The sequence below is a fragment of the Paenibacillus sp. cl123 genome, from assembly GCF_900101595.1.
GTDB lineage: Bacteria > Bacillota > Bacilli > Paenibacillales > NBRC-103111 > Paenibacillus_G.
Genome location: NZ_FMYY01000008.1, coordinates 105,699 through 118,530, shown reverse-complemented (window position 1 = coordinate 118,530; position 12,832 = coordinate 105,699). Strand labels below are relative to the sequence as shown.

Sequence of the window (12,832 nt, the reverse complement as noted above, 5' to 3'; positions counted from 1 at the left end):
CGAAGGCTTTAGAAAAGCGCTGAGTTTTTGTCAAATTTCCTGACGGCGAAATTAGCGAGCAGCACGAGCACGAAGCCTACGAAAGCCTGATACAAACCCGCTGCGGACGCCATGCCCGCATCGCCGTTCTGGATAAAGGTCCGGTACACATACGTGTCGATGACCTGAGTGGACGGATACAGCGGCCCCGCGTCAAGCGGAACGTTAAAGAATAAGCCGAAGTCCGCGTAGAAAATACGGCCGATCTGCAGCAGCGTCATCGTGATGATCAGCGGAGACAAAAACGGAATCGTGATGTTCATAATTTGCTTCCATTTACCCGCTCCGTCAAGCACCGCCGCCTCGAAATATTCCTCGTCGATGCCGATAATGGCGGCGTAGTAGATGACCACATAATAACCGATGTTTTTCCAGACGTTGACAAACGGTAAGATATAGGTCCAATATTCGGGCGTCATATACCAGTCGATCGGCTCCAGCCCGAGCGCTTTCAGCACCGACGTATTGATATAGCCGGTCTCCACGCCGAGGAAGGCGAGCACCAGATAGCTGATGACGACCATGGAGAGGAAATAAGGGAAAAACATCGCCGATTGATACAGCTTGGACAATCTCCTGCTTTTGACCTCATACAGCATTACCGCCATGCCGACGCCTATCACCAGATTAAGCGCTATAAAAATGCTGTTGTACATCAAGGTGTTATAGGTGGTGCTCCATGCCGCGTCAGTAGCGAATAAATACTTGAAGTTCTGAAGTCCGCTCCATGGGCTGCGGAAGGGCCCGTCGGTAAAATTGACATTCTTGAAAGCCATCACGACGCCGGCCATCGGCAAATAATTGTTGATCAGCAAAAACAACGCGCCCGGCAAAAACATCAGATACAGGATCTTGAACTTCTTCAGGTTCGTCCAGGCCGTGAAGCGATGACTGGCTTTCTTGAGCGGCCGGCTGGCCCGGTCGGGCCCGCGTACCTCTACGGTGTCCATCTTGCTTTCTCTCCTCTCTCGCGCTTATGACCTTATTATAGAAAGACTTGGAAAAACTCTCTATACCGTCAGTGACTTCCTGACTAACGTTTTGGTGACCTGCCCGATGAGTGAATTTTACTAATACCACCGGCAAACGTGGCATGCAAAAAACGTCTTGCGCGCTTGGAGGGATGGCCGAACAGCTTATCCTTTCCAAGCGCGAAGACGCCGATAACCGCCGCGCTGCCCTAAACCCATCCGCGATACGCCGCGCTCAATCTTCGATTCTGGCATGCTTTCTGTACTCCTGAGGCGTATGCCCAGTCACCTTCTTGAACATCTTGGTGAAGTGGGAAAAGTTCCCGTACCCCGTCATCTCCGCGATTTCACTGATCTTCAGGCCCGTATCCGCAAGCAGCTGCTTCGCTTTCTCGACCCTCTCCTGGAGAATATAATCGAACAAGGAAATGCCGCTTTCTTTCTTGAACAGACGGGACAAATAAGCGGGATTGAAATTCACGAACGACGCAATGTCCTCCCGCGTCATATCGTCGGCCAGATGCTCCTTCACATACGCATAAATCTGCTCCATCACGGACAGCTTGTCCGACTGCGGCGGATATAACCGGTCCATCCCCACTGTGGACACCTTGAGCGCCCAAGCCTCCAGATGCTCCAGATTTTTGGTGGCATAGGCTTCGTCGCTGAATTCCTTGGCCGAAAACAGATGCTGCACCGAGAGACCCTGCCTGTGGAAGACGTTGTAGACAAGGTTCAACAGCGCATGGTAGAAAGCGCCGAGCGTTTCGACCGTCAGTAAGGGCTGCTCGCGCAGCATAGCGAACATGTCCTGGAGCCTGCGGACAAACTCCTCCTTTTTCCCTGTCTCGAAAAAAACAGCCAGCTCCGAAAACCAGGGAATCGGCATAGCGGTTCCCGTGCTGCGGACCCCTGGCTCGTTCCAGATCACCGATCCGGGACTTCGGATGTTGTTGCGCTCCATGTTGAGAAGCTCGTAATAGACTTTGGTCAAATCTCCGATCGGCGTCGGGTCGGCCAAATAACAGGACACCTGGCAGTAGAAGTACTTGGAGCATGCCTCCATATATTGTCTGCACTGCTGCATCAGCTCTTCCCGCTCAACCGGCCTGTCCTGCAGCGCGTAGAGCAGCACGAGATTGATGCCGTGGCCGTCCTGCAGGACAATGCCCGGCCTGCCGCTCTGGATGATCTCGGAGGCGGCATTGCGCAGCGCGTATTCCACGATCTCTTCATCCCGTATGCTGAATTCCTTGCTCCACCGCTCGATGCTGATCATGATGGGCATCAGCAGACTGCCCGGCTTAAACTCGATGCTGTAGGTCTCCATCAGCTCAGCGATTTTCGCCGGCGAAGGAGCGATGCGCTGAGCAAGCACATCCTGCCAGAAACGCTCGACGAGCAGCGGCTTCTGCGATTGCCACAGCCCGTAGTATTTGGAATACGTTTCATGCTGCTGCTTCAGCTCCCTGGCTTGGCTGAGCTTGGCCAGCGCTTCCCGCACCACCTCCAGCAGCTGGTCGTATTTCACCGGCTTGAGCAGATAGCTGAAGCTTCCAAGCTGCAGAGCCAGCTGTGCGTAGCTGAAGCTGGCGTGCCCGGTCAGGAAGATCACCTCGGTATCCGCACTCTGCTCCCGGATGCTCTGAAGCAAGCCCAGGCCGTTCTCTCCCGGCATCTCAATATCGCAGACGATCACATCGACAGCGGTTTGACTCAAAATCTCCCTGGCTTCCTCGGCATCGTATGCGGTGAATACTTCCTCTATCCCCGCCTTCGCCCATGCGACCTTCTCGCAAAGCGCTTGTACGGCATATTCTTCATCATCTACGATCAGCAGCTTGAACATGATGGTGCCCTCCTGTTTCTTCCTCGTAAATTTGCTTGGGCAGCCGGATCGTAACGACAGCCCCTTGGTCCCCCTCGCGGTTGCCGAACTGAATGGATGCGCGTTCCCCAAACTTCATTTTCAGGCGATGCCGCACATTCCATATCCCGAGATGCTTATCTCCATAGTCCGCATCCTCCTGCTCATGGCGCAGCATCTCGAGCAGAGAAGACGGAAAGCCCGGACCGTTGTCCTGAATCCGGATGCATATCGTGTCTTGCATCCGCTCGTCTGGGGTAATGCGGACTTCCACAGCCAGCACGCGCTTGCGGTCCTTGAACCCGTGTACCACACAGTTCTCTACGAAAGGCTGGATCGTAAGCGGAGGGATCATGCTGCTGCGGCAATCGTCCGGCAGCGAGACGGAGAAGGTGAGCTTCCTCGGAAAGCGAAGCTTCTGGATTTCCATATAATGATCGATGTGGGCCAGCTCCTCATGCAGCTGAACAAAGCTGCGGTTCGTCCGGATGGCGAACCGGAAATATTCGGCCAGATGCTCGGCCATCTCCTGCACGAGCTCCTGTTTGTTCAAGGCGGAGAGGCTATAAATAATATTCAGGGAATTCAAGTAAAAGTGCGGATTAATCTGTACTTGAAGATGCTTGTATTCGGCCTCCTTGGTTCGCAATTGCTCCTCGTATACATCGATTTTCAGATGCTGGATCTGGGCGACCATGTCATTGAAGGTGCGGATGAGAAAGTCGAACTCGGTCGAGGACTTATGCCTGAGCCGCACCTCCAGATCCCCCTTCATCACTCGCCTCATCCCCTGCATCATGACATTCATGGGGGTGAAGAGGATGTTGCGGATGAACAGCAGAGCAAACAGCAGAATAACGGCGGCGGCGGCAGGAATCAGGAAGACCGCCCGCTGGAAGAAAGGCAGATTTTGCAGCAGCGCCTCCTCTTTGATCAGCAGCGTATAATAGACATCCGCCAGCTCGAACTTCACGCTGATCAGCAAATATTTCTGCCCGTCGTCCGGATCGCGAACCGTCTGATAAGGCTGCCCGCTCCCGCCCTGATGGGCGCGGACCGTTTCCAGCTGCCCCGGCGAGAGCGTCGTGCCCGATAGCGGAAAGCCTTGTTTATCGACGATCACACTGCCTGCCAGATGCTCGTCGCCGATGGCCTTGATCGGCTCGAGCAGGTCATTGAACTTGATCCAGGCGCCCATGTACAGATCCGGATTAATTGTGACGACCTTCATCATGGCTTTGTCGGTCGCCGAATCTACGATTCGCCACTCCGGCTGAACCTCGCTTTCCTCGGCCTGAAGAATGTCCGGCAGCAGACGGCCGAGCAGGTCGAGCCGTTCGTTATAGCTGCTTTTGCTCATGAAAATAAACTCGTCCCCGGCAGCCGTGTACAGAAACAGAGAGTCGATTATGGTGTAAAAATCCATATCTATCCCGAACTTGTTAATGATCCGCTGGCGGATGAGAGCGTATTCATTGCTGCCGGGAGCCGTGAAGTACAGCGCCGTAATGTCCGGGTCCCTGTCAGGCACCGAGTAAATATAGGAGTTGGTCATCTTCATGACCAGATTATGCTGATTGACCCGTTTCTCCAGCTGATCGATATACGCCTTGGATACCTGGTCGCGGACAACCTCCATCGCATACAAATTGTTGTAGAAGACGAATACAAGCAGCGGCGTAAGAACCACTAGAAAGCCGATGACAAACTTGACTCTCAGATTATTCCAGCTTCTGAACATATTCGCCCTCCCCCAGGATTTGACTCCTAGTGTAGCAGACCCTATTAGGTTCAACAATCCCAAGTTTGGAAAAACCTGCACGAGAGGCCAAATAACAGGGCGCCGTTCCTCCATGGAACTCGCGCCCTGCTATGAGGCAAAACCATTTTCCTATAACGTCCATTCCTCGGAAAGCTGCTCATATAAGGCAATCAGGAAAGCTACGGGCCCCCGTGCATACAGCTGCGGATCAAGCTCCAGCTTGGCCGCCAGCCTCTGAGCGATCTGCCAGGCCAGCTCATCCCGCTTCATGGGACCAAGCGTTGGCAGCCTCTCTACGAACGAAGCCAGCAGCAGCCAGTCCTCCCTGTCGACTCTGCGCCGCTCGGCTTCGGCGAGCTCCAGCTGCAGACGCGGCTGCTTCCACTGGCGCAGCCATTTCTCCGTCCGCTGGCGCTGGGCCAGCTGATCGGCGCGCAGGTCGCGGACGACGAGCGTGCCGGCCGCCAGATCGCCCAGCCGCTTATCCTGCGGATGCAGAAACATCCAGATCGCCCCCAGGAAATAAAAAGACGGCAGGAAATCGATCAGCCGGAAAAAATTGCGGATGACCGAGGATAGAAAGGTCACAGGCTGACCGTTCTCCTGTACGACGCGCAGGCCCATCCAACGCTTGCCGTAAGATTGGCCGCTCATATATACTTCCGTCAGCACGAAATATCCTCCGATCAATGCAAAACCGAGCAAGACCAGAAAGGCGACGGCGTATTCGCCCAGCACGCTGGCCATACCGGCGCCGGAGGCCGCAAACGCCAGGCCGATGAGCAGAGCGGCCGCACCGAACAGCAAGCTTAGCAGCAGCACATCGATAAGCTGGGCGGCCGTTCGGCTGCCGAGGCCGGCTGTGCGGAATTGAAGCCTGACATGCTCGGGGGTTACGATATCCGCTGCGCGGTTGAACGAATCATTCATCGGAAACTCACCTGCTTCTTTTTCCAAATAATGTGGTAGTATGGATCATAGGTAGGGAAGGAGGCTTCTGCCCTGGATGGAAATACAACGTTTTATTCGCGAGCATAAGCCGGTCTGGTCGGAGCTCGAACGGCTGCTTGAGAAGTTCGAACGGCGCAAGCGCGAGGTGCAGGCCGCCGATATCGACCGGCTGACCGCCTTGTACAAGCAGGCTTCGGTCCATCTCGCATTCGCGCAAACCTATTATGCGGAAGATGATGCCGGAGTCTTCCTGAACCAGCTGGTCAGCCGCGCCCATCACGCGGTTCACGCCGCCGAGCGGAGATCGGTCAGCCGTGTCGGCGACTATTTCAAGCATCATTTTACCGGGTATGTACTGGAGCGCAGATGGTTTATTGCGGCGGCGCTGCTGCTATTTCTGGCGGGCGGCGCGTCCGGCTTCGCTGCGGTATGGCAGGACCCGCTGAACCTGTATGCCGTGCTGCCTGCCTCCATAGCTGAGAATGTGGACCCTATGCGGACAGGCGAAAATCATGATTCGGTGCAAAGCGCCGTCATGTCTTCCACCATCATGACCAATAATATTCGCGTTGCCGTGCTGGCATTCGTCAGCGGGATCACTTTCGGCGTGCTTACCGTGTACGTGCTTGTCTATAACGGGCTGCTCATCGGCGCGCTGGCTGCGTTGTTCTGGCAATCCGGACGCAGCTATGTTTTCTGGGCCTATATCCTGCCCCACGGCATCGTCGAGCTGACGGCTATCTTCATCGCAGGCGGGGCCGGGCTGTACATGGGCTACCGGATGATCGTGCCGGGCAGCTTCACGCGCAAATACAGGTTTCTGCGCTCGGTGAAGGAGTCCGCCCTGCTGCTCATCGGCACGATCCCGCTGTTCGTCATCGCGGGCATCATCGAGGGCTATATTACGCCTTCCGACCTGTCGCTGGAGCTGAAGTACGCATTCGCCGGCCTGACGCTGCTTGCGCTCGCCGCCTATATCGCATATGGCTACGCTGCCCAGCGGAGACGGAGCTTGCCGGGAGAAGACGGGCTTAGCGACGCTAGACCAAATCATCCGCTTTCACGGCCAAGTACCGGTTAACCGCCGTCCACGCCAGTTCGGAGACCGGCACATCCACGACCTCGATGCCGGATGCGGCCAGCCGGGCCGCAAGCTCGCGCCGGTCCAAGGCAAACTTGTGCGCGAGGCTCTTGACGTACGCCTCGCGCCTGCCGGCCGTACCGATAACGGTCCAGCCATACAGCACTTCATCGCGCAGGCCGAGCAGCAGCACATGATGCTGTCTGCGCAGCCGTTGCAATAGCGGCTGCAGCTGTTCGTCGAACATCGCATTGTCCAGATCCGAGAACAAAAGGGTCAGCCCTCGCTTGCTCTGCACGCGCATCAGATGCTGCAGCGCCGTCAGATAGCTCGCTTCGACAAACTCGCTCTCCAGATCGAACACGGCTTCCGTCAGCGTCTGCAGATGAGCAAGCCCTGCCCCTGGCGGCACATAAGCCTTAATCCTGCTGGAGAACGCCAGCAGAGCGACTTTATCCCCCTGCTTGAGCGCAACGGCAGCAAGCGCCAGGGCCGCCTCCAGCGCGGCGTCCAGCTTGGTGCGTCCCGCAAGCTCCACGCCCATCCTCCGTCCGCAGTCCAGCATGATCGTGACGACCTTGCCCCTCTCGGGTCGAAACTGGTTCGTCATCAAGCTTCTGGCGCGCGCGGACGCTCTCCAATTGATCAGCCTCGGATCGTCATCCGGCGTATATTCACGAATCGCATGAAACTCCGAGCCCGTTCGCTCCCGCTTGTACACCCGGCGTCCGTCAAGAATCAGATCCCGCTGGGCCGCCGACAAAACGCCCCGGACCGCCGACATATCGGGATAGATCCGGATGCTCTGCTCCATTCGCACGTTCATCTGCTTGGACCAAAGCCCCAGTCTGCCGCTGAAGCGAATCCAGATGCGCCGGAACGCATACGTTCCCCGCTCCTGTCCGGCTGCGGTATAAGTAAGGGACGTTTCCTTGCCCTCCCAGTACGTCCGCAGTGTCTGACGCTCATGCAGGCGGAACGTCCCGGGCACATCGTCAGCCGCCTGCAGCAGCAGACCGGACGAGAGGGCTCGCGGCGCCGTCACCGTCAGCTTCACTTCGAAAGGGCTGCCGACATCCGCCCGGCCCGGCAAGGTCCGGCTCACCCGGATGCTGCCCCGTCTGGGCAGCAGAGACAAATCCAGCACCGACGCGGCCGCCAGCGCGAGATTGACCGCGGCCAGCGCGGCTGCGCCTGCGCCGGCCGCATAACCGGCCGCGACCAGCAGCGCTCCAAGCCCCGCCGCCGCCGCAAGCCGGGGAGTGGGCACGATCAGCCGCCGCTCCAGCCGCTCAGCGAGGTACCGGAATCTCCCCCAGCGTTTCCCGGATGAAGTGGTCACTCGTCTCTCCCTCCAATTCGACCTGCGGCGTCAGCAGCAGCCGATGTCTCAGCGCCGGCACCGCTACGGTTTTGATATCGTCCGGCGTCACGAAGCTTCGGCCGTCCAGCAGCGCCCATGCCTTGGCCGCCATCATGAGCGCGATACCGGCACGCGGACTTGCCCCGAGCAGAACCCGCTTGTCTTCCCGGGTACGACGAACCAGCGCCGTGATGTAATCCAGCAGGGAATCCTGCACAACCACATCGACGAGCGACACGCGAAGCTCCTTGAGCCGCTCCAGCGGGAACACGGCAGGCGCCCCCTCTTCGCCGCCCGCTGCGGCGAAATAAGGAGCATGCGCCTTCAGCATCGCAAGCTCCGCATCCTGGGGCGGATAGGTGATGCTCAGCTTGAATAGGAACCGGTCGAGCTGGGCTTCGGGCAGCGGATAGGTGCCCTCATATTCGACCGGGTTCTGCGTCGCAACGACGAAGAAAGGATCGGGCAGCCGATAGGTCTTGCCCTGAATCGTCACCTGACGCTCTTCCATCGCCTCCAGCAGCGCGGACTGCGTTTTCGGCGGCGTCCGGTTGATCTCGTCGGCCAGCAAAATATGGGTAAATACCGGACCGCGGATCGTCTCGAATTCGCCGGTCTTCATATTCAGCACCACGCTGCCGGTAATATCGCTCGGCATCATATCCGGGGTGAACTGCACCCGGCTGAACGTGCCGTCGACCGAATCGGCCAGCGTGCGGACCAGCTTCGTTTTGCCCAGTCCCGGCACGCCTTCCAGCAGCACATGCCCTCCTGCCAAAAATGCGGTCAGCAGCAGGCGAATATGATGCTGCTGTCCGATTACGATCCGGTCCATCTGCTGCAATAGCTGTTGCAATCGGCTCACTTCCTCTCCAGTCTGCGTATCAATTCATCAGCCCTGCGGCTGTCCTGGACCAGCTGCTTCGACCTATAGACAGCGGAGCTGCGGGCGCTGTGGAACGCTGCCAGCAGTCCGGCCAATAGCTCCGCGTCCTCCTTGTTTCCGTGGAGCTTGGCCGCGCCAAGCGCCTGGCTGTCCGTCGCATCCGTTCTGACGCCCCATTTCTCCCGCAGCAGGCTGCGGATATACGCCTCCTGATGCATCAGGGCATCCCGCGCCAGCTCTTGGCGCTCATACCAGCCGGCGGCTGCGAGCAGCGTTTCGTCCCCGCGTCTGACCGTCCAGGCCCGGGGCGTGTACGCGGGTCCGAAGCGGACGGCCTTCAGCCACAGCCACAGCAGGGCCGCCGCCGCGAGCTGGGCCAGCACCGCCAGCAGCCACCCGGGATACACGGCCAGCAGTCCCGGCTTGTCCTGCAGCCCATGGTGATACTCATCGAACCAGATCGCCTCGCGGTCCCGGGGCAAATAAGGCCACAGCAGCTCAAAATGCGATTGGCTCAGCAGCGAGCCGTTCTCCAGCCACTCGGGCACGAGCAGCATGGTGACCGTCCCGCTCCCATGCGAGGAGCGGGCGGCGATAAAGCCTTGCTTATCCTGCAGAAGGGGCTCGATACCCTCGCCCGCCTCGATGCGCATGCCGGATCTGACAGCGGCCGTCCATGAAGCCCGCTCCGGACGCTGCAGATCCGCGATAGGAACGGCCGGCTCATCGGCCACGGCGCTGTTCGCTTCGAGGAACTCGAATGGCGCCCACGGCGGCGGCGAGCTGTGGAACAGCAGCAGATCATTGCCGCGCTCAACCCACCGCAGCGCAGCCGTGCGGTCCTGCTCGGTCAGGAACGACGGCTGGATGACGACCAGCGTATGTCCCTGCGTGTCCGGCAGCGATCTCCAAGGCTTGCGCCACGCCCCGACCGGCTCGCCTTTTTCCTCCAGCAGCGTATACAGTCCCTTGGTTCCGTCCGCCGCCGGCGAGGAGGAGACGTAAGGCGTATAATCAGGCAGCTTGGGCCGGACAAGGAAATAGCCGACGCTCAGAAACGCGATGATACTGAGCAGCAGCGCCAGCTGCCGCTTATTTCGCTTCAGCAGAGCGATCGCCTCCTTCCCTTGCCGCCTCGGCGAGCTTGCGCATGCGGTCATAATCGGCGGCAGACGCGGAGGCTCCGCCATAGACGACGCGCTCGAAGAAAGCGGCCCCTTCCCGAAACGGCTCCGCGAGCCCAGGCGCCCGCTCCGACAGCTCGTTTGCGTATTCGCGGTTCGTCTTCCACTTCTCGGCGCGAATCCATCCCTGCTCGTCCAGCAGCAGCAGCAGCCCCAGGAAGGCCCGGCGCACAGCTTCCGGGTATGCCCCTTCGTCAGCGCATCGCCGCGCCTCTTCCAGATGAGCGGCCGACGACATGCCCAGCTCGGCCGCAGAGCGGAAGACGCTCGGCCGGCGGCTCCGGCGCATCAGGATCATGCTGCGGACCAGCCAGACGATAACCGAAGCGAGCGCGATCAATAATAAGCCCAGCAGCCCGTAGGCGAGCAGCTTCGGCGTCCCCGGGGGCAGGTCCATATCGGGAAACAGATCAAGCAGGCCCTGCCAAAGCCGCTCCAGCCAATCCATCACCGGGTTCGCTCCGCCGCGCTCGTAAGCCGCATACTCGTCGCGGGAGAGAATCTCCTGCAGCTTTTCTTTGTCGGCTTGCAGCCCGGCATCAGTCATCGCTCGGTACGGCCCCCTGCGGCTTCGTCGGCTCCGAGGCGGGAGAGGAGGCTGCCGCTTGCTCCGCCCGTTCCCCTGCCGGCATACGCCCTGCTGAAGCATCTTCCGGAGCTGCCGAAGCGTCTGCATACCCGGCTCCGCCCGTACCCCACGCCTGTTGCGGGACAGCCGTTGTCTGCATATACCGCTCCAGATCAGCGCCTTCATGGCGCACGCGAAGGTCGAAGTAAATCACGCCGTACGGGATGGTGTACAGCGGGGCGATCAGCAGAATAAGGACGGTGTTGATCAATTGTCCGATCAGAGACATTTTGAAGACGGCGATCAGCAAGGCATAAACTCCGAGAGAAAACACCGTATAAATGACAGTCAGAATAAAAAATACGGCAAAGATGCGCCAGAAGCTTCCCCGCGTCAGCCGCCAGCTGCCCCGGATCGCCTCGCCTTCATCTTCCAGCGTCACGATCGGCAGGTAGAAGCCGAAGCGGATTATGAAATAGCTTGAGCAGGCTGAAATCGCAAATCCAGTCAGTATGTATACGACAGCCACGATCACGATAAATGCGATGCTTCCCCCGAACGGGTCGCCGCCTAGCGCCAGAAAACCGGCCCCAAGTCCCACCGTCAACGAGCCGATGAGGACAAGCGCCAGGACAAGCGCTATCCAGATGACAAACATAAGTCCGAATATGATCAGCCCGTACAGCAGCGTATTGCCGACCTGTCTGCCGTAGCGCACGAACGCCCCGCGCAGCACTTCGCCGAAGCGGACTTCCCCGCCCTGCAGCGCCGTTTTGACCAGCAAAAGCTGGGAGGACATCAATACCGGCACCAGCAGCAAAAGGTAAAGCGGCATCACGAGAAAGGTAAACAGCAGCAGGCCGGGACTTGCCTCTTCCGCGCTGGCCGCGCCTCCATTCAAAAACAGCTCGAAGGAATCGGCGATGGAAGTTCCGCTCTCCGGGAAAAACGACAACGTCGAAAGATTATAAAACAGCACATTTTGAATGATGTAAAAAGGTCCCGCAAACAGCAGCAGCAATAAAAAAGCAACGGTAAAATGACTGCGGTACAACTGAAAGCTTTTGTCTAGGATCGCGCCGATCCCCATCGGCCTGTTCAAGGTTTCCATCCACTCATCCTCCAGTCACATAATCGAAATAAGTATACATGATTGCAGCGGATAGAGCACCAGTAAAATCCATTTCAACCAGCTATGCATGAATATCCGGTTATTTGTCATTGGTCAGCCTGCCGTCCGAGCTGAGGGGAATCGGCTCCCCGAGCTGCGCCGGGGGCGGCTTCATGAAGTGAACATTGAGGAAATCCTTCACTCTGGCAAGCACCTCCCTGGCTTCGTATTTGCGGATATCGCGGTAAGCCTGCTTGTCGGAAGCGGCCCCGACCGCCTCAATTCCGAGCGCACGGGCTACATAAATGGCTCTTTTCAGATGATAATCCTGGGTGACGATAATCAGGTTCTGCGCTTGAAATACGGCCTGAGCCCGGTACATGCTGTCATAAGTATTAAAGCCGGCATGATCCATGAAGATGTGCGCGTCCCTCACTCCTTTCTTCATCAAGTAATTTTTCATCGCATTCACTTCATCATAATCATCGCTGGCGTGATCCCCGCTGACGATGATGCGGCTTGCAAGCCCCGACACATACAAGTCATAGGCCGTGTCGAGCCGGTCCCGAAGAATATCCGAAACCTTCCCATTGGAGTAAACCGATGCGCCGAGCACGATCGCGGCTTCAACCTGCGGCAGCTCGTCTTTCGGCAAAATATAGGCATCGCCTGATTGAAGCACATATTCATTAACGACCAGAAACGTCGTACATCCCATTAACCCTGCAAGCGCCAGCAGACGCAGCAGACGCCCGACCGCTCGTTTAACCGACTTTTCCGTCTTCCTTTTACGCTGTTTCATTGCAATCTCCTTTGTGTCCATTCCCGATCATGAAGAAAATAACCAGCGAAGCTCCGCGGTCTGTTCTCATTATACCTTAAATGGACCTGCAGTCGACTCCGGAAGTGCGCAATGTGGGCAGCCCCGAGCCGATTCGGCAGCGTGCCCGGCGGAATGGCGAAAAGGAGCTCCCGCCGGGCGGGAACTCCTTTCGAAACTTGCACAGGGATAAACAGCTGACCGCGTCATCATGCACAGCCGGACAAGC

General features: G+C 58.1%; 11 protein-coding genes. 1 reads left to right on the top strand and 10 read right to left on the bottom strand.

Features of this window, described 5'->3' with window-relative positions; genetic code table 11:
- Positions 1–8: 8 nt before the first annotated feature.
- The 4 genes from BLR08_RS15440 to BLR08_RS15420 form a co-directional block, all read right to left on the bottom strand.
- Positions 9–989, bottom strand: a complete 981-nt coding sequence (locus BLR08_RS15440) for an ABC transporter permease (RefSeq protein WP_072332232.1) — start codon at positions 987–989, stop codon at positions 9–11.
- Positions 990–1,245: 256 nt separating this feature from the next.
- Positions 1,246–2,859 (bottom strand): response regulator, encoded by a 1,614-nt coding sequence (locus BLR08_RS15435; RefSeq protein ID WP_072332235.1) that lies wholly within the window; start codon positions 2,857–2,859, stop codon positions 1,246–1,248.
- Positions 2,834–4,618, bottom strand: a complete 1,785-nt coding sequence (locus BLR08_RS30700; protein WP_072332238.1) for a sensor histidine kinase — start codon at positions 4,616–4,618, stop codon at positions 2,834–2,836. Before BLR08_RS30700 ends, BLR08_RS15435 begins: the two co-directional genes overlap by 26 nt.
- A 150-nt stretch (positions 4,619–4,768) precedes the next feature.
- Positions 4,769–5,569, bottom strand: coding sequence for an RDD family protein (locus BLR08_RS15420; RefSeq protein WP_072332241.1), 801 nt, complete (start codon positions 5,567–5,569; stop codon positions 4,769–4,771).
- A 76-nt stretch (positions 5,570–5,645) separates the two neighbouring features.
- On the opposite strand from BLR08_RS15420, the gene BLR08_RS15415 reads away from it, so the two are divergent.
- A complete protein-coding gene (locus tag BLR08_RS15415) occupies positions 5,646–6,671 on the top strand; it encodes a stage II sporulation protein M (RefSeq protein WP_072332244.1) in 1,026 nt (341 codons plus the stop codon).
- On the opposite strand, the gene BLR08_RS15410 is transcribed toward BLR08_RS15415, so the two are convergent.
- The 6 genes from BLR08_RS15410 to BLR08_RS15390 all read right to left on the bottom strand — a co-directional run bounded on the left by BLR08_RS15410 (position 6,631) and on the right by BLR08_RS15390 (position 12,585).
- A complete protein-coding gene (locus BLR08_RS15410) occupies positions 6,631–8,013 on the bottom strand; it encodes a DUF58 domain-containing protein (protein WP_072332247.1) in 1,383 nt (460 codons plus the stop codon). The genes BLR08_RS15415 and BLR08_RS15410 overlap by 41 nt on opposite strands.
- Positions 7,964–8,890: an AAA family ATPase gene (locus BLR08_RS15405; RefSeq protein ID WP_072332250.1), complete on the bottom strand. Its 927-nt coding sequence runs from the start codon at positions 8,888–8,890 to the stop codon at positions 7,964–7,966. The genes BLR08_RS15410 and BLR08_RS15405 overlap by 50 nt, the downstream gene beginning before the upstream one ends.
- Positions 8,891–8,895: 5 nt before the next feature.
- Positions 8,896–10,110, bottom strand: a complete 1,215-nt coding sequence (locus BLR08_RS15400) for a DUF4350 domain-containing protein (protein ID WP_083537251.1) — start codon at positions 10,108–10,110, stop codon at positions 8,896–8,898.
- A complete protein-coding gene (locus tag BLR08_RS15395; protein ID WP_072332253.1) occupies positions 10,013–10,651 on the bottom strand; it encodes a DUF4129 domain-containing protein in 639 nt (212 codons plus the stop codon). Before BLR08_RS15395 ends, BLR08_RS15400 begins: the two co-directional genes overlap by 98 nt.
- The gene (locus tag BLR08_RS30695) at positions 10,644–11,783 is read right to left on the bottom strand and encodes a DUF7847 domain-containing protein (RefSeq protein WP_072332256.1); all 1,140 of its coding nucleotides are present in this window, start codon (positions 11,781–11,783) and stop codon (positions 10,644–10,646) included. Before BLR08_RS30695 ends, BLR08_RS15395 begins: the two co-directional genes overlap by 8 nt.
- A 100-nt stretch (positions 11,784–11,883) precedes the next feature.
- A complete protein-coding gene (locus BLR08_RS15390) occupies positions 11,884–12,585 on the bottom strand; it encodes a SanA/YdcF family protein (protein ID WP_072332259.1) in 702 nt (233 codons plus the stop codon).
- Between the last annotated feature and the right edge of the window lie 247 nt (positions 12,586–12,832).